Source organism: Mesorhizobium sp. ArgA1, from assembly GCF_053714375.1.
On sequence record NZ_JBSKBQ010000001.1, the window covers coordinates 860,830 to 876,632 of the forward strand.

General features: G+C 63.2%; 19 protein-coding genes. 15 read left to right on the forward strand and 4 right to left on the reverse strand.

Going from position 1 to position 15,803, the window contains the following annotated elements:
* Positions 1-68 precede the first annotated feature (68 nt).
* From ACWGTI_RS04160 to ACWGTI_RS04180, 5 genes are all read left to right on the forward strand, one after another.
* Positions 69-332, forward strand: coding sequence for a hypothetical protein (locus ACWGTI_RS04160; RefSeq protein ID WP_454585927.1), 264 nt, complete (start codon positions 69-71; stop codon positions 330-332).
* A 24-nt stretch (positions 333-356) separates the two neighbouring features.
* Entirely contained in the window at positions 357-551 is a 195-nt protein-coding gene (locus tag ACWGTI_RS04165) for a hypothetical protein (protein WP_454585928.1), read from the forward strand.
* 119 nt (positions 552-670) lie between these two features.
* A complete protein-coding gene (locus ACWGTI_RS04170) occupies positions 671-877 on the forward strand; it encodes a hypothetical protein (RefSeq protein ID WP_454585929.1) in 207 nt (68 codons plus the stop codon).
* 152 nt (positions 878-1,029) lie between these two features.
* Positions 1,030-1,536, forward strand: a complete 507-nt coding sequence (locus ACWGTI_RS04175) for a YciE/YciF ferroxidase family protein (protein WP_454585930.1) — start codon at positions 1,030-1,032, stop codon at positions 1,534-1,536.
* 205 nt (positions 1,537-1,741) lie between these two features.
* The gene (locus ACWGTI_RS04180) at positions 1,742-2,350 is read left to right on the forward strand and encodes a cysteine hydrolase family protein (protein ID WP_454585931.1); all 609 of its coding nucleotides are present in this window, start codon (positions 1,742-1,744) and stop codon (positions 2,348-2,350) included.
* A gap of 56 nt (positions 2,351-2,406) precedes the next feature.
* On the opposite strand, the gene ACWGTI_RS04185 is transcribed toward ACWGTI_RS04180, so the two are convergent.
* The gene (locus ACWGTI_RS04185; RefSeq protein WP_454585932.1) at positions 2,407-2,736 is read right to left on the reverse strand and encodes a low affinity iron permease family protein; all 330 of its coding nucleotides are present in this window, start codon (positions 2,734-2,736) and stop codon (positions 2,407-2,409) included.
* 407 nt (positions 2,737-3,143) lie between these two features.
* Between ACWGTI_RS04185 and ACWGTI_RS04190 the strand changes: the two genes are divergently transcribed.
* The 3 genes from ACWGTI_RS04190 (at position 3,144) to katE (ending at position 6,725) form a co-directional block, all read left to right on the forward strand.
* Positions 3,144-3,893, forward strand: coding sequence for a DUF4142 domain-containing protein (locus ACWGTI_RS04190; protein WP_454585933.1), 750 nt, complete (start codon positions 3,144-3,146; stop codon positions 3,891-3,893).
* A gap of 28 nt (positions 3,894-3,921) precedes the next feature.
* Positions 3,922-4,527, forward strand: coding sequence for a general stress protein (locus ACWGTI_RS04195; protein WP_454585934.1), 606 nt, complete (start codon positions 3,922-3,924; stop codon positions 4,525-4,527).
* An 86-nt stretch (positions 4,528-4,613) separates the two neighbouring features.
* Complete coding sequence (gene katE / locus ACWGTI_RS04200) at positions 4,614-6,725, forward strand: catalase (RefSeq protein ID WP_454585935.1); 2,112 nt, start codon at positions 4,614-4,616, stop codon at positions 6,723-6,725.
* Positions 6,726-6,996: 271 nt separating this feature from the next.
* On the opposite strand, the gene ACWGTI_RS04205 is transcribed toward katE, so the two are convergent.
* Complete coding sequence (locus ACWGTI_RS04205) at positions 6,997-7,134, reverse strand: hypothetical protein (RefSeq protein ID WP_454585936.1); 138 nt, start codon at positions 7,132-7,134, stop codon at positions 6,997-6,999.
* A gap of 166 nt (positions 7,135-7,300) precedes the next feature.
* Positions 7,301-7,483: a hypothetical protein gene (locus tag ACWGTI_RS04210; protein WP_454585937.1), complete on the reverse strand. Its 183-nt coding sequence runs from the start codon at positions 7,481-7,483 to the stop codon at positions 7,301-7,303.
* Positions 7,484-7,579: 96 nt separating this feature from the next.
* Here ACWGTI_RS04210 and rsgA point away from each other — a divergent pair, with 96 nt between their 5' ends.
* Positions 7,580-8,611 (forward strand): ribosome small subunit-dependent GTPase A, encoded by a 1,032-nt coding sequence (rsgA, locus tag ACWGTI_RS04215; protein ID WP_454585938.1) that lies wholly within the window; start codon positions 7,580-7,582, stop codon positions 8,609-8,611.
* A gap of 103 nt (positions 8,612-8,714) precedes the next feature.
* Here the strand turns inward: rsgA and ACWGTI_RS04220 are convergent, their stop codons facing one another.
* Positions 8,715-9,899: a Gfo/Idh/MocA family protein gene (locus tag ACWGTI_RS04220; protein WP_454585939.1), complete on the reverse strand. Its 1,185-nt coding sequence runs from the start codon at positions 9,897-9,899 to the stop codon at positions 8,715-8,717.
* Positions 9,900-9,984: 85 nt separating this feature from the next.
* Between ACWGTI_RS04220 and ACWGTI_RS04225 the strand changes: the two genes are divergently transcribed.
* From ACWGTI_RS04225 to ACWGTI_RS04250, 6 genes are all read left to right on the forward strand, one after another.
* Positions 9,985-10,872, forward strand: coding sequence for a MurR/RpiR family transcriptional regulator (locus tag ACWGTI_RS04225; RefSeq protein WP_454585940.1), 888 nt, complete (start codon positions 9,985-9,987; stop codon positions 10,870-10,872).
* A 78-nt stretch (positions 10,873-10,950) separates the two neighbouring features.
* Positions 10,951-11,733 carry an SDR family oxidoreductase gene (locus ACWGTI_RS04230; protein WP_454585941.1) on the forward strand — a complete coding sequence of 261 codons (783 nt, stop codon included), beginning with the start codon at positions 10,951-10,953 and terminating at the stop codon, positions 11,731-11,733.
* Entirely contained in the window at positions 11,730-13,262 is a 1,533-nt protein-coding gene (locus ACWGTI_RS04235) for a mannitol dehydrogenase family protein (protein ID WP_454585942.1), read from the forward strand. The genes ACWGTI_RS04230 and ACWGTI_RS04235 overlap by 4 nt, the downstream gene beginning before the upstream one ends.
* Before the next feature lie 35 nt (positions 13,263-13,297).
* On the forward strand, positions 13,298-14,212 hold the full coding sequence (locus tag ACWGTI_RS04240) for a sugar phosphate isomerase/epimerase family protein (protein ID WP_454585943.1): 915 nt from the start codon (positions 13,298-13,300) through the stop codon (positions 14,210-14,212).
* A 74-nt stretch (positions 14,213-14,286) separates the two neighbouring features.
* The gene (locus ACWGTI_RS04245; protein WP_454585944.1) at positions 14,287-15,321 is read left to right on the forward strand and encodes an ABC transporter substrate-binding protein; all 1,035 of its coding nucleotides are present in this window, start codon (positions 14,287-14,289) and stop codon (positions 15,319-15,321) included.
* Positions 15,322-15,470: 149 nt separating this feature from the next.
* Complete coding sequence (locus ACWGTI_RS04250) at positions 15,471-15,776, forward strand: hypothetical protein (RefSeq protein ID WP_454585945.1); 306 nt, start codon at positions 15,471-15,473, stop codon at positions 15,774-15,776.
* The last annotated feature ends 27 nt before the right edge of the window (positions 15,777-15,803 follow it).

Consider the following 15,803-nt stretch of genomic DNA (forward strand, 5'->3'; position numbering starts at 1 on the left):
CGCGATCAATCCAGACGCGGCAATGCCGAGGCAGGCGCGCTGCGCCCGCTTCGCAGGAGGGTAGCCCTATGCCGATCGGCGTCTTGAACAGCGAAGAGCTTGCGCTTTGCAGGCGTGTTTTCCGGCATTGGTCCAAATCCAACGGACTAGTCGATCCTTTGCCGCGCGACGATCTGGCGTGGGAAATTCTGCGGGCGCACGGCTCCGGCGCAGATACTTATGCCAAGCTGGTTGCTGCCATAACCACAAGGACATGCGAAGCCTGGTATGGCAATGCCATCGTCAGCGGCCTGCCAACGATGGGCGACAGCGAAACATCCGCCGATTTCTAGATCAGTGCCGTTGGGAAACTTGTGATGAAAACTGAAAACGATATTCCGGTCGACGTGCCTTACGACACGGAAAGCTTCGCAGCAAAATTTGGACTCTCGATGCGCGCCGCGGAGATCGTTCTGTGTACCAACGGGCCCTCGAAGATCGCATGCGATGCGGCGGCACGCGCTTTCGTTGAGGCAGTGGCGATGCGCAGCAGGCAGTGGCAGCGTGACTAGAGCAATTCCATGAAACGGTTTTCCGTCCGGAATTGCGCAAGAACAAAGATAGGGTAGCTCGCCGTTTTCGTGAAACGGTGAACTGCTGTAAGCGAAAACACGCAGGGCGGAGGGCGTGCTTGGTCGAGCATTTCATATCGAAGAGCGGCATCGGATATCCGGACGACCTGACGCTGTTGAAAAAAGTGTACGACCGCATCCGCGCCGAGCGCAGCCTGGACGAAGGTTGCGCGGAGGCCGCCGCGCTCGCAGCGGCGGCGATGGAGCTTTTCAGGCGCGGTGTCTTTGAGGAAGACGCGCTTTACGGCGAGCTTAGCCAAGTCTGATAGCGCCGCTCGGTCGCCGTTCCAAAAGCGGTGAGCCGCCCAGGCAGTGAGGGCAGCCGCCTTTCTTCATCGGTTGCAGGAACCTGTGTAAGGCGGAGGAGTTGACCCCTTGTATCCCGCCTAACAGGCGCCTCTAACAAGGAAGATATCCAATGGCACCGAGCAAGACATCCAAAGACCTGAGCGACCTCTTTCACGACACGCTGAAGGACATCTATTTTGCCGAAAAGAAGATCCTCGCGACCCTGCCGAAAATGGCCAAGGCAGCACAAAGCCCTGACCTGAAGGCAGCCTTCGAAAAGCACCGCGGCCAGACCGAAGAGCACGTGACCCGGCTGGAGGGCGTCTTCGGAGTCATCGGCAAGAAGCCGGTCGGCAAGACCTGCGCCGCCATCATGGGCATCACTGAGGAAGGTGCCGAGATCATGGACGAGTACAAAGGCGCCGCGGCACTCGACGCCGGCCTGCTGGCGGCAGCACAGGCGGTCGAGCACTACGAGATTTCGCGCTACGGCACCTTGCGCACCTGGGCTTCGGAACTCGGCTATAACGACGCGGTCAAACTGCTCGACCTCACGCTGAGCGAAGAAAAGGAAACCGACGTGGCCCTGACCGAACTCGCCGAGTCCGCGGTCAACGTCGCGGCGGAAGCGGCATAGGGCCTGTTCGTCCAGCCTGCCGGCTCAAGGAAGTCCCGATGCTCAGGCATCGGGACTTCTGTTCGAGAGGAAGGCTGCAATCGACCAGCGCCTGCTGCAACCGACAAACAAAGTTCTGCACTTGGGATGTTGGATGATGTGACCAAGGACCTGCGGACCTGATGATCTTTGAAGCGTTTGGGATCCATGTAGTCGGGAGTTGACGATGGCGGCGCGTGGTCTGGTCCATGGTCCTCTGGGACAAACCTGCCTTCATCTATGCATCGACATGCAACGGCTGTTTGCGCCTGAAGGGCCATGGGCAGTGCCCTGGGTGCCAAAGGTCCTTCCGGCGATTGAGGAGCTTGCCGCCAAACATCCCCATCAAACCGTGTTTACCCGCTTTGTCCCGGCCGAGAAGCCGGGCGACGGACACGGCATGTGGGCGCACTACTACCGCCGCTGGGCGGACGTCACCCTCGCCAATATCGATCGCAGGCTTGTGGATATCATGCCGCAGTTGGCGCGTTTCGTGCCGCCCGCGACTGTGCTCGACAAGCGGGTCTATTCACCGTGGACGGAAGGGCGCCTTGACGCGGCGCTGGCGCGGCTGAATGTCGACACGCTCGTCATTACGGGTGCCGAGACGGACGTGTGTGTGCTGGCCACTTTGCTCGGTGCGATCGACCGGGGCCTTCGGGTGATCGTGGTGACTGATGCCATCTGTAGTTCGGCCGACCAGACACATGCTGCGCTGATGGAACTCTACCGATCGCGGTTCAGCGAGCAGGTCGAGGCCGTTGCCATGCAGGAGGTCCTGGAAAGCTGGAACTAGCGAAGGGCAGGACCACAAGAATGACATCCTTGGGCGAGCCTCGGCCGGCTTCAGTATCAGCGGGTCGATGCCTCGTCCTCGAGCTTGCGCAGCTTGGCTTTGATCTCTTCCGGATCCTTGTGTTCCAGTCCGACCACGTCGTTGCGCGTCTCGTTGAGGGCGACGATGATCTCGTCGAGCTTGGCATGAATGGCTGCCGTATCGCGGTAGCCCTGGATCAACACCACGCCGGTGATAACTATGGCCGCCACGGATAGAGCATAGGTCACCGCATTGGTGAGGCCGAACGGAACCAGGGCCGTGCAGATGATCATGGCAACGATCATCACATAGAAGCCGGGAGGTCTTGAGAGGAAGTCAGCCGCGAGGAATAGAAACCGGTTCATGCGTCGATTTACCTAGGCTCGATAGGTGAGATCCATGCGGTGCCACCTTTCGGATTTCTGCTCGAGGCAAAACACGTCCGGAAAATTTAGGTTCCAATCACCAGCCAAGAAGCATCCGGCTCGCCAGCCACCAACTTCAATAGCCTGGCGCGCAAAAGAGGCCCGCTGGCGCAAGCCAGCGGGCAGAGCTTCTGGAGTGGCTGGCGGGTCTGCCAGCGGTAGAAAAATTGGCGCGCGGGCAGAAAGTTCCGCGCCGGCCACCTCGCGCAAGGGAAGGCAGGGTGAGGCAACTCCGGCCGATGGATTCCGGATTTGAATCGCCGGGGATAATCACTCGCACGCCGGAACAAAGCCGACCGATCCTTGTTAGCTCGACAGCACATCCGTCCCAACAAAGGATCAGCCTTATGAAAACTCGTCTAATTCTGGCTTCACTGGCCACCGCCACAACCCTGACCTTCGCCCTCCCCGCTTTCGCTGCCGACAGCGCGCAGGACTTCGTCGACAAGGCCGCCGTCGGCGGTATGTTCGAAGTGGATTCCAGCAAGATCTTCGAAGGCAAGGCCCAGGACCAGGGCGTCAAGGATTTCGCGCAGAAGATGATCGACGATCATGGCGGGGCCAACGCCAAGCTCGAGTCCATCGCCGGCGAGCAGAAGCTGACGGTGCCTAAGGAACTGGACGCCAAGCACAAAGCCGATCTCGATAGCTTGCAGAATGCCAAGGACGACAAGCCCTATGTCCAGATGCAGCGCGATGCGCATTCCGAAGCGGTCACCCTGTTCGAGAGCTATGCCAAGGACGGCGACAATGCGCAGCTGAAGTCCTTCGCCTCGGAAACCTTGCCGACACTCAAGATGCATCAGGAAATGATCGAAAAGATCGCTTCCGCCACGGACAATGCATCGTCGACCACCAGTTCGACCACCCCGGCCGTGACCACGACCGACACCGCCAATCCGGCCGCCCCGGTCCCCGGCGCCAACAGCTTCACCGAGGACCAGGCCAGGAGCCGCATCCAGGATGCCGGCTTCTCCGACGTGTCCGCACTGACGAAAGACGACAAGGGCATCTGGCGGGGCCAGGCGACCAAGGATGGCAAGACCACGACCGTGGCGCTCGACTATCAGGGCAACGTGGTTGCCGGCACCAACTGAACCGCTGAACAGAAATCGAGGAAAAACCATGAAAACCGTAACCGGACTTTTCGACAATTACGATGACGCTGCCGACGCCGTCGGTGAACTGGAAGCGAGCGGCGTGCCGCATGCCGACATCAGCATCGTCGCCAACAATTCGAACGATTGGTATGAGAACAGCGACAGCTCCAAAGCCGCCGAAGATGCAGCCGGCGGCGCCGGCGTCGGCGCCGTCATCGGCGGTGCCGGCGGGTTGCTGACCGGCCTTGGCCTGATGGCCATTCCGGGCGTCGGCCCGGTCGTGGCCGCCGGTTGGCTGGCCGCAACAGCCGTCGGCGCGGTTGGCGGCGCGGTGGTCGGCGGTGCCGCGGGTGGCATTGTCGGCGCGCTCACCGAGTCCGGTGTACCGGAAAGGGATGCCCACGTTTACGCCGAGGGCGTCCGCCGCGGTGGCACGCTGGTCACCGCCAGGGTAAGCGACGAGCTCGCCGGCCAAGCCGAGCTTATCCTCGGGCAGACAAATTCCGTCGATCTGGACGAGCGTCGCGGCGTCTACGAAGCCGATGGCTGGACCGGCTTCGACGCCGATGCCGACCCTTATACCGACATCGAGGCCGAGCGCGACAGGGTGCGCAACACCAGCCCGCTCTGATCATCGAGCCCCGTCGCCGAAAGGCGGCGGGGCTTCGTTATGTCCGATGCCCAAGAATGCATGCACTCGCTCCAAGGAAACCATCCATGACCAAGTCTCCAAGCCGCGCCGGCAATCAGGCAGTCATCCACGATCAGAAGCTGGTTCGAGGCGAAGGCGGCGAATTGCATCAGACTGCCGAGGGCGACGTTCCAGTCCTCACCACCGCGCAGGGCGGCCCGGTCTCGGACGACCAGAATTCACTGAAGATCGGCGCCCGCGGCCCGACCGTTCTCGAAGACTTCCATTTCCGCGAGAAGATTTTTCACTTCGATCATGAACGTGTCCCAGAGCGTGTCGTGCATGCGCGCGGCTATGGCGCCCACGGCTATTTCGAAACCTATGAGTCCCTCGCCAAATACACTCGCGCCGACATCTTCCAGCGCGCCGGCGAAAAGACGCCGGCCTTCGTGCGCTTCTCCACCGTGGCCGGTAACAAGGGCTCATTCGACCTGGCGCGCGACGTGCGCGGCTTCGCCGTCAAGCTCTACACGCAGGAAGGCAACTGGGACATCGTCGGCAACAACATTCCGGTGTTCTTCATCCAGGATGCGATCAAGTTTCCCGACATGGTGCATGCTGTCAAAGAGGAGCCCGATCGCGCCTTCCCACAGGCGCAATCGGCACATGACAATTTCTGGGATTTCATCTCGCTGACGCCCGAATCCATGCACATGATAATGTGGGTGATGTCGGACCGGGCGATCCCGCGCTCCTTCCGCTTCATGGAAGGGTTTGGTGTCCACACCTTCCGCATGCTCAACGCCAAGGACGAATCGACCTTCGTCAAATTCCACTGGAAGCCGAAGCTCGGGCTGCAATCCGTGGCCTGGAACGAGGCGGTGAAGATCAACGGCGCCGATCCGGACTTTCATCGCCGCGACCTCTGGGAGTCGATCAAGGCCGGCAACTTTCCGGAGTGGGAGCTGCAGCTGCAGCTGTTCGACCAGGACTTTGCCGACAGCTTCGATTTCGACGTGCTCGACGCCACCAAGCTCATCCCGGAAGAGATCCTGCCGCCGATCGCGGTCGGCCGCCTGGTGCTCGACCGCATGCCCGACAATTTCTTCGCCGAGACCGAGCAGGTCGCGTTCATGACCCAGAACGTTCCACCCGGCATCGACTTCTCCAACGACCCGCTGCTGCAGGGCCGGAATTTTTCCTACCTCGACACGCAGATTAAGCGGCTGGGCAGCACCAACTTCACCCACATCCCGATCAATGCGCCCAAATGCCCGTTCCACCATTTCCAACAGGACGGCCATATGGCCATGCGCAACCCGGTCGGACGAGTGAACTACCAGCCGAATTCCTTCGGCGAAGGCCCAAGGGAATCGCCGCAGCGCGGCTTCCGCTCGTTTGCCGAGACCGAGCTGGGTCCCAAACAGCGCATCCGCGCCGAAAGCTTCGCAGACCATTACAGCCAAGCGCGGCAGTTCTACATCAGCCAGACGCCGCCCGAACAAGGCCATATAGCGGCGGCTCTGACCTTCGAGCTCAGCAAGGTGCAGACGCCTGTCATTCGCGAGCGCATGGTCTCGCACCTGCTCAACATCGATGAAGGGCTGGCCAACAAGGTCGGCGACGGGCTTGGCCTGAAGGCGATGCCGAAGCCGGCCGATGCGGCCATTGCCACAAGGCGGGATCTGACTGCGGCACCATCCCTCAGCATCGTCGCCAACGGCCCCAACCGTTTCGAGGGCCGCAAGCTCGGCATATTGGTGAGCGACGGCACCGATGCGGCTCTGCTCAAGGCGCTGACCGGTGCCTTGGCCAAGGCCAGCGCGGTGTTCGAGATCATCGCCCCGAAGGTCGGTGGCGCCAAAGCTAGTGACGGCAGCCTTATCGAGGCTCAGCAGATGATCGGTGGCGGCCCGTCCGTGCTCTACGATGCGGTCGCCCTGCTGCCCGCCAAGGCGGCAATGGCCGACCTGCTCAAGGAATCCACGGCCCGCGATTTCGTCGCCGATGCTTTCGCCCATTGCAAGTTCATCGGCTATGTCGAGGCCGCACTGCCGCTGCTCGACAAGGCAGGGGTTGCCGACAGCCTCGACGAGGGCTGCATCGCCCTCTCCGGACCCAAGGATATCGCTGGCTTCCTGTCTGCCCTCGGCGCGCTGCGCCTGTGGGCGCGCGAGCCGAAGGTGAAGATGGCATAGAAGGCGAAGGGAAAACTCTCAGTCACCAGCGCTGATGCACGTGGGCTTGATGTCCTGGTCGTAGATAGCCTTCACCTTGGCCATGAGCTCATTCGACAGCGGTGATTGACAGGCCTCACGCGTCTATCTCATGCAGAACGGCCGCATCGTCGTCTCCGGCCCGATCGCCGAACTCAGAGACATGTCGCTGATGCGCGCTCTCTCGCGGCTATAGTCCACGACGATGAACTTGCCGCCCTGGCAGCGCTCCACATGACGCTCGAACCAACACTCAAAACGACAGTTGCCCGAGCACATTCAACCGGCGCTTGCGCAACCCGCGCAACCCACTGGAAACCCCCGGTTGCGCGGCCTTTGGCGGCGCCGAAGCGGCGATGCGAAAGCGCTTTTGCGCCAGTTCCGCGATCACACCATATGAACCGATCCAACCTCTGCTAGCTTGTTGGGCGTGGGACATGTCCCGCTTTGGCCGGTGCTTCAGGCAACCCCATCCCAACCCCCCGCCCCCTGTGGCGCCGGCCATCCCCTCCCCTCTCGCAAGGAAGACAGCGCGCCTCGGTGCGCGCGAACTCCGCTCACGCCTGCGGCGGTCTCTTCTTTTTCTTGGCCGCGGCGCGTTCTTTTTCATCCGCAAACGGATCGGGATCGGTAGCCGCCAGATCGCTCCAGGTCCCGACGTCCGCCGCGGGGAAGAAAAGCTGCCGTGGATGCCGGGCCTCCCCTCGCTTTTGATGGCTCGGCTTGCCAAACACCGTCATGCCCCCATAGAACGGCTCGGATCATCGCCCTGCTTCAAAAGGCTGTTGTCGGCCCATTTGCCAAGGATACCCCCCGATGCCTGCGACACCGTCCCCTTGATCAAGGCTGTGACAGATCCCGCAACCCTCGCCAGCCTCGGATGGGTGGATTTTTTCTGCGATCAGCTTGAACCTGATGAGAAAGACCTCATCCCGGCGCGCATCGCCTCGGTGCATCGCGACCGCCTGGCCGGCCTATCTCTGGCAGGGCCAACGGATCTGACACTACCTCCCAATGCCAACACCGGCGACTATGCCGTCGGCGACTGGGTGCTGGTCGAGCCCGACACTCACCTGCTGCGCCGCCGCCTGACCCGCAAGACGGTGCTGGAGCGCCGCACGCAGGGCGGCAGGGTGCCGCAACTGGCCGCTGCCAATGTCGACACGCTGTTCATCGTCACTTCCTGCAACGCCGACTTCAACATCGCCCGGCTCGAGCGCTATCTGGCGCTCGCCAACGAGGCCGGAACGACGCCGGTGCTCCTGCTGACTAAGGCCGACACGGCCGAAGACGCCGAGGCGTACCAACGCCAGGCCGCGTCCCTTCAGCGCGGACTGGCCGTGGTGATGCTGAACCCGCGCGCCGCCGATGCCGCAACGACCCTCGCCCCCTGGTGCGGCGCGGGCCAGACGGTGGCGCTGGTCGGCTCCTCCGGCGTCGGCAAATCGACGCTGGTCAACACGCTGGCCGGCTCGGCGCAGCAATCGCCGCAACAGACCGCCGGCATCAGGGAGCACGATGCCAAGGGACGCCACACCACCACGGCGCGATCGTTGCACGCCATTGCCGGCGGCGGCTGGGTGATCGATACGCCCGGCATGCGCACGCTGCATGTCAGTGACGTCGCTTCCGGCATCGACACGCTGTTTGCCGAAATCACCGAGCTTGCGCCGCTGTGCAAGTTCCGCGACTGCACCCATGTCCACGAACCGGGCTGCGCCGTGCAGGCTGCCTTGAAGGCCGGTACGCTCGATCCCGAGCGCCTTGCCCGCTGGCGCAAACTGTCCGAGGAGAACCAAGGGAATACGCCGGTTCAGAGCGGGCCGCGCGGCAACAAATCTCCCGGCGGTCGCGGAAAGCGGCGTTGAGCGGACAATTCGGAAAGCAATGCGGATCGGTTCGTTGCTGGACCCAAAGCAATCGCATAGGGTGGCGCCTCTGCCGCTGAACCACGGCAGCTCGTCGTCTCACTCACCCAAACCGCGCCGCCGTCCACGCGCCACCCGCCGCATTCGACTCCACCGCCGCCGCAACAAACTTCACCCCGCGTGCGCCATCGACAACATCCGGCACCTGCGCCGTACGCGCTGCATCGACCACGCCGCCCGACCGATGCGCGCGGATAATATCAGCGGCGTCGCGGTAGAAATTGGCGAAGGCCTCTATATAGCCTTCCGGATGCGCCGCCGGCATGCGCGAGACGCGCTGGCTTTCCGCGGTCGAGCCGTGGCCGCCGCGCACCAACGTGCGGGTTTCCTCGCCATAGACCGAGAAGCGCAATTCCTCCGGCCGCCCGCCCAACCATTCGATTCCGGCTCTGTCGCCATAGATGCGCACGGAGAGGTCATTGTAGTGACCGGGCGAGGTCTGGCTGGCCAGGATCGTGCCCCGCGCCCCGCCGGTCCAGCGCACCAGCACATGCGCATTGTCGTCGAGCCGGCGTCCCGGCACGGCGGTGAACAGATCGGCCGACACCGCCTCGGCCTCGCAGCAGGAGATGTAGCTTGCGAGGTTGAAGGCATGCACGCCGATATCGGCCAGCACGGCCGACTGCCCCGCGCGCGCCGGGTCGGTGCGCCACTCCGCCTGCTTCTGACCCTCGGCGTCGATCGGCTTCGTCAGCCAATCCTGAATGTAGGCGCCATGCACGGACACGATGCGGCCAAGGGCGCCCGCCGCCACCATCTCGCGCGCCTGCCGGACCATGGCGTAGCCGGTGTTGTTGAGCGTGACGACGAAGCGGCGCTTTTTCACCTGCGCCAGCGCCACCAATGCTTCTGCCTCGGCCAGCGTCGTCGACAGCGGCTTGTCGCAGATCACATCGATGCCAGCCTCGAGAAAGGCGGTGGCGATCGGCGCGTGCAGATGGTTGGGCGTGACGATAACGACCGCCTCGATGCCGTCGGGCCGCGCCGCTTCAGCCTTTGCCATGGCGCGATAATCGGCATAGCTGCGTTCCGGCGCGATGCCGATCTCGGCGGCCGAGGCGGCTGCGTTCTCCGGGTCGGACGACAACGCGCCGGCGACCAGAACGATCTGGTCGTCGAGGCGCATGGCGAGCCGATGCACGGCGCCGATAAAGGCGTTGCGCCCGCCGCCGACCATGCCGACCCTGAGCCGCTTGCCCGGCGATCCGTCCGATGTCGCATAGACCATTTCAAGCTCCTCCCGGCAGACCGCTTTCGAACACATGTTCCAATTTTCATATTGTAAAACGATCGTATCGCGCTAGCCTGAAATCATGAATGGGGCAAACAAGGGATCCGGACGATCGATCGCCGACGAGGCGGCGACGCGCAAGCGCGGACGCTCGCTGGCGGCACTCGGCTACATCCAGCCGCAGACCTATGAGGAGCTGCGCGCGGTGCTTTCGTCGGGCACGGTCCATTTTCCGAAGCGGCTGCGCCAGGTGGCGATCTTCCTGTGGCAGCATCCGAGCGACGTGGCGCTCGGCACCATCGCGCAGGTGGCGGCGCAGGCCGGCGTGCAACCCTCGACGCTGGTGCGCTTTGCCCAGATCTTCGGCTATTCCGGCTTTTCCGATTTCCAGGGCCTGTTCAAGGAGCACATCAAGGGATCATGGCCGGAAGGACGCGGCGAGCCGCGCACCGAGACCGAGCCCAATCTGCATTTCCTGCACGGCATGGTCGGCGCATCGCAGGCCTCGCTTGGCCGCATCGAGGCCGGCTTCGACGTCAAGAGTTTCGACAAGATGGTGGCGCTGCTGGCGGCGGCCGACCTGATCTATGTCATCGGCTCCAAGCGCGCCTTTCCCGTCACCGCCTACCTCTCACTGACCCTGTCGCAGCAGGGCGTGCGCAATGTGCTGGTCGACAATGTCGGATCCTCGGCACTCGACCAGATCGGCTGCATCGGCGGCCGGGATGCCGTGCTGGCAGTCTCCTTCAGTCCCTACAATTCGATCACGCCCGACCTCGTCGCGGTGGCTCATGAGCGCAAGGCGCGCATCGTCACCGTCACCGACAGCACTTTCAGCCCACTGATCCGGCTTTCGGACAGCTGGCTGGAAGTGGTGGAATCCGACTTTGCCGGCTTCCGCTCGCTGGCGGCATCACTGGCCGTGGGAATGGCGCTGGTCCATGGCGTCGCGTCAAGGCGTGGCGAATGAGGCGCCGCTGGTCCAATTGACTATCGGGAATTGCCGTTCCATATTCAAAAAAATAGAAACTTTGTTCCGGGAGGAGGAATGGAGATCCGGCTGGACGGCAAGGTGGCTTTGGTCACCGGGTCGACGCAAGGCATTGGCCGCGCCATAGCCGAGACGCTGGCGCGTTCCGGCGCCGCCGGACTTGTCGTCACCGGCCGCGAGACGACGCGTGGCGAAGCGGTGGCCGCAGAGCTGTCGCAGTTGGGCACGCCGACGATCTTCGTTGCCGCCGATCTCGCCGATCCGGCAGCCCCTGCCCTCCTGGCGCAGGCCTGCATCGAGCGCTTCGGCCATATCGATGCCCTCGTGAACGCCGCCGGGCTGACCGACCGCGCTTCTTTCCTCGACGCCAGCCTCGACGATTGGGCGTCGCTGTTCGCCGTCAACGCGCGCGCGCCGTTCTTCCTTATGCAGGCGGCGATCGCCGACATGAAGCAGCGCGGAGAGCCCGGCGCGATCGTCAACATCCTGTCGATCAACGCCCATTGCGGTTCGCCGGAGCTTGCCGTCTATTCCGCCACCAAGGGCGCGCTGGCGACGCTGACCAAGAACGCCGCCAATGCCCACCGCTTCGACCGCATCCGCGTCAACGGCATCAATGTCGGCTGGACCGACACGCCGGCCGAACGCATCATGCAGGCCGAAACGCTGGGCAACGGCCCCGGCTGGCTGGACAAGGCCAATGCCGCGCAGCCTTTCGGCCGGCTGCTGACGCCGAACGATATCGCCAGCCTTGCCGTCTTCCTGCTCTCCGACGCCGCAGGGCCGATGACCGGCGCGGTGATCGACCAGGAACAGGCGGTGATCGGGGCGAACCGGTGACCGCCGTCGAAACGCTTGGGCCGGCGCTACTCGACCGCTTGCCGGCATCGGTGCAGACACCGTCCTACGACCGCACGATGCTGGCGCCCGGCATGGCGCATCTCGGTGTCGGCGCTTTCCACCGCTGCCATCAGGCCGAATACACCGACGATCTCATCTCGCTGCGGTTCGACCGCTGGGGCATCGTCGGCATCAACATCCGCCCGCCAAGCCTTGCCGGCACGCTGGGACGGCAGACCGGCCTCTACACGCGACTGATCCGTGAGAACAGCCACATCGAGGCGCGCGTCATCGGCAGCATCGTCAGGGTGGTCGACAGCCAGGAAAGTGCCGCACCCGCGCTCGGTGTGTTGGTGTCTCCCGACATCGAACTGGTGACGATGACGGTGACCGAGAAGGGCTATTGCCACATCCCGTCGAACGGCGAACTCGACCTCGGCCATCCAGATATCGTCCATGACCTCGCCAACCCCGAGACGCCGCGTAGCGTGCCCGGAATATTGGTGCGGGCGCTGGAGCTGCGCATGGCCACGCATGGAAGGCCGCTCACGCTGCTCTCCTGCGACAACATTCCGGCCAATGGCATCATCCTCGGCAATGTCGTGCGCAGCTTTGCCGAACGGCGCGGCAATGGACTGGCGGACTGGATTGCGGCCAATGTCGCCTTCCCCTCGGCCATGGTCGATCGCATCGCGCCGGCGGTAACGCAGGCCGATCTCGACAGCGTCGAGCAATGGTTCGGTTACCGCGATGGCGCCGTCGCTGTCAGTGAGCCGTTCCGGCAATGGGTGATCGAGGAAAAATTCGCCGGCCGCATGCCGCGCTGGGATCTGGTCGGCGCTACGTTCGTCGACAATGTCACGCCCTTCGAGCATCTCAAGATGCGGGTGCTGAACGGCGCCCAGACATCGCTGGCGACGCTAGGCGTACTGGCTGGGCTGGAGCACACATCGGATGCCATGGCCGACCCGCTGCTGTCGGACTTCATCAGGCGCATGCTGGTGGAAGAGACTGTGCCGACGCTGATGCCTGTGCCTGGCATCTTGCCGCTCGCCTATGTCGAGCAGAGCCTCGGCCGGCTGAAGAACACCGCGATCCGCCACCGCAACCACCAGATCGCCACCGACGGCTCGCAGAAGATCGTCCAGCGCCTGCTCAACCCGATCCGCGACCGGCTAAGCCAGGGCGCCAGCATCGCCCTGCTATCGGTGCCGGTCGCCGGCTGGATGGCTTATCTCATCCAGGCTTCCGCACGCTTCGGCAAGCGCTGGCCTGTTTCGGATCCCTATGCCGACAAGGTAGCAGCGATCGCCGATGCGACGGGCCATGATGCGCCGGCGCTGGCGTCCGCAATCCTTGCCATCGACGGGATATTCGACCCCGGCCTTGCCGCTGACGGGAGCCTCCGCGCAGCCGTCACTTCAGCGCTTGGCGAGCTGCTTTCGGACGATCCGATGGCGGCGGTCCGACACAGTCTGGAACAAGATGAGGTCGCGAGGTTGAAGCGATCCAAACAATCGGCATTATAGGTACCGGTCGTGAAGCCACGACCAGGGGAGGCACTATGAAACTTGGACTGCTGACCGCGCCGTTCGCGGAGACGCCGCTTGGTGAGGTCGCCGGCTGGGCGCACTCGGCCGGGTTCGAGGCGCTGGAGATCGCCTGCTGGCCAAAGACGTCCGGCGCGACCCGGCGCTATGCCGGCACCAGCCATATCGATGCCGCTTCCACGTCCCCTGCACAAGCCAAGGACATCGTCGCCGAGTTGGCGCAGAAGCAACTGACAGTCTCCGGCCTCGGCTATTATCCCAACCCGCTGCATCCCGACCCCGCACACCGCGAGGCGGTCATCGGCCATCTGAAGAAGGTCATCGTGCTGGCCGCCAATATGGGTGTGTCCGTGGTCAACACCTTCTGCGGCGGCGATGCCTCGAAGACCGTCGACGTCAACTGGCAGGATGCGCTGAAAGTCTGGCCCGAAATCGTCGCTTATGCGCGCGACCACGGCGTAAAACTCGCCTTCGAGAATTGCCCGATGATCTTCAGCCATGACGAATGGCCGGGCGGGCACAACATCGCTTACTCGCCGCAGGTCTGGCGCCGCATCCTGGAGGCCTGGGGCGGCGATGTCGGCATGAATTTCGACCCCTCGCATCTGGTCTGGCAGATGATCGACCAGAGCCGCTTCATCAGGGAATTCGGCGCCTACATGCTGCATGTCCACGCCAAGGACCTGATGATTGATCATGATGGTTTGTATGAGCGCGGGATTCTTTCGGCCGGGATAGGCTGGCAGGTGCCGCGCATGCCGGGGTTGGGCGATGTCGACTGGAGCGGCTTCTTTTCCGGCCTCTACCGCGCCGGCTATGACGGCTCGGTCATCATCGAGCACGAGGACAGGCGCTTTGAAGGCAGCGACGATCAGGTCAAGCGCGGCTTTTTGCTCGCCCGCGACGTCCTGCGACCCTTCGTCAAATGATGATGAAAACGTCTTGGTCTGATCCTTCCAAGGGTCCGGCCCTGAAACTGAAAACAATGTGGAGGAGTACTGACATGAAGAGAATACTGACCATGGTCCCGCTGTTTGCGGGCGCTGCCTTGCTCGCCTCGGTGGGCGTCTCGTCGGCGGAAGGCAAATACACGATCGGCATTTCCAACACCGTGCAGGGCAATGGCTGGCGCGAGGAAATGGTCTGCGCGATGAAGGCGCAGGCGCTTGCCTCCGGCGAGGTGACAAAACTCAACATCGCCCACCGCAACACCGATGCCGCCGGCCAGTTGGAAGACATCCGCAACCTGATCAGCGCCAAGGTCGACGCCATCGTCGTCAACCCCGCCGATCCGGCCGGCATCAAGGCGGGCTTGGAAGAAGCCACCAAGGCCGGCATTGTCGTCGTCGCCGTCGACCAGGCAGTCACCGAACCGTCGGCCTACATCATCTCCAACAACCAGGAACAGTATGCCTATCTCGGCGCCAAGTGGCTGTTCCAGCAGATGGGCGGCAAGGGCGAGGTGTTCTACATGCGCGGCGCGGCGGGCGCTTCGGCTGACTCCGATCGCGACAAAGGCTTCAAGAAGGCGCTGGCCGAAAACCCCGACGTGAAGGTCGCGCAGGAAGTCTTCACCGGCTGGCAGCAGGACCAGGCCAAGCAGCAGATGCTGTCGTTCCTCGCCACGGGCACGCCGATCAACGGCATCTGGACCTCCGGCATCGACAACGTCATCGTCGACGCGCTGGTCGAATCGCAGGCGCCGCTGGTGCCGGTGGTCGGCGCCGACAATGCCGGCTTCGTCGGCCAGCTGAGCTCGGTCAAGGGCCTCGTCGGCGCCGCCGTCACCAACCCCGGCTCGATCGGCGGTGCCGGCGTCACGCTGGCGCTGCAGATCCTCGACGGCAAGAAGCCGGCGCAGCAGACCGTGCTGGTCGACCCGCAGCTGTGGGACAACGCCACCGACGAAGGCAAGGCCAAGCTGAAAGCCGCCGCCGACCCGTCGCTCAGCCCGGAATGGCCGGTCTCGATCTCGATCCCGGAGTGGACGACCTACACGAAAGAGCAGATCATCGCGTGCAAGGGCCCGGGGGAGTAAGGCTGGGCTTCTGCGGCATTATGTAGCTGTCACACCTAAAAAGAATAGCGTCAACGATTAGCGTTGGCGTATGGTGCGGCATGGGTGAGCCGCACGTCATATCCGCATTGGTCGCAAAGCGGGCCGAATTGGCCGCCGAGGTTATCGTCTTGGATAGGCAGAGATCGGTCCTGATCGACCAGCTTGCCTATATCGACCACACCTTGGCGATCTTCGCCTATGAGGGCGACCCCGCCGAAATCAAGCCCAAGCGCAAGCACGTCTATCGCTTCAAGCGGCGTGAGTTGCCTAGGCTCATGCGAGACATAGAAGCCGAAGGCGTGAAGCTCACATATCGCGAGACGGCTGCCCGGATAATCGAGATGAAGGGTTGGGACGCGACAAACGGTGCGTTGGTCGCCAAGGTCATTGAGTGCGTCAAGAGCCAGAAGAATTGGTATCGCCGGAAGGTCTAAATCCGCGTCGATTACTTCTTAACTATC

What these genes read in the sequence shown, in the direction of transcription:
- ACWGTI_RS04165 (WP_454585928.1), top strand. Translation starts at nt 357, where the DNA reads ATGAAAACTGAAAACGATATTCCGGTCGACGTGCCTTACGACACGGAA.
- ACWGTI_RS04190 (WP_454585933.1), top strand. Translation starts at nt 3,144, where the DNA reads ATGAAAACTCGTCTAATTCTGGCTTCACTGGCCACCGCCACAACCCTG.
- ACWGTI_RS04160 (WP_454585927.1), top strand. Translation starts at nt 69, where the DNA reads ATGCCGATCGGCGTCTTGAACAGCGAAGAGCTTGCGCTTTGCAGGCGT.
- ACWGTI_RS04210 (WP_454585937.1), bottom strand. Translation starts at nt 7,483, where the DNA reads ATGACGGTGTTTGGCAAGCCGAGCCATCAAAAGCGAGGGGAGGCCCGG.
- ACWGTI_RS04230 (WP_454585941.1), top strand. Translation starts at nt 10,951, where the DNA reads ATGGAGATCCGGCTGGACGGCAAGGTGGCTTTGGTCACCGGGTCGACG.
- katE (WP_454585935.1), top strand. Translation starts at nt 4,614, where the DNA reads ATGACCAAGTCTCCAAGCCGCGCCGGCAATCAGGCAGTCATCCACGAT.
- ACWGTI_RS04180 (WP_454585931.1), top strand. Translation starts at nt 1,742, where the DNA reads ATGGCGGCGCGTGGTCTGGTCCATGGTCCTCTGGGACAAACCTGCCTT.
- ACWGTI_RS04245 (WP_454585944.1), top strand. Translation starts at nt 14,287, where the DNA reads ATGAAGAGAATACTGACCATGGTCCCGCTGTTTGCGGGCGCTGCCTTG.
- ACWGTI_RS04185 (WP_454585932.1), bottom strand. Translation starts at nt 2,736, where the DNA reads ATGAACCGGTTTCTATTCCTCGCGGCTGACTTCCTCTCAAGACCTCCC.
- ACWGTI_RS04240 (WP_454585943.1), top strand. Translation starts at nt 13,298, where the DNA reads ATGAAACTTGGACTGCTGACCGCGCCGTTCGCGGAGACGCCGCTTGGT.
- ACWGTI_RS04220 (WP_454585939.1), bottom strand. Translation starts at nt 9,899, where the DNA reads ATGGTCTATGCGACATCGGACGGATCGCCGGGCAAGCGGCTCAGGGTC.
- ACWGTI_RS04195 (WP_454585934.1), top strand. Translation starts at nt 3,922, where the DNA reads ATGAAAACCGTAACCGGACTTTTCGACAATTACGATGACGCTGCCGAC.
- ACWGTI_RS04225 (WP_454585940.1), top strand. Translation starts at nt 9,985, where the DNA reads ATGAATGGGGCAAACAAGGGATCCGGACGATCGATCGCCGACGAGGCG.
- ACWGTI_RS04175 (WP_454585930.1), top strand. Translation starts at nt 1,030, where the DNA reads ATGGCACCGAGCAAGACATCCAAAGACCTGAGCGACCTCTTTCACGAC.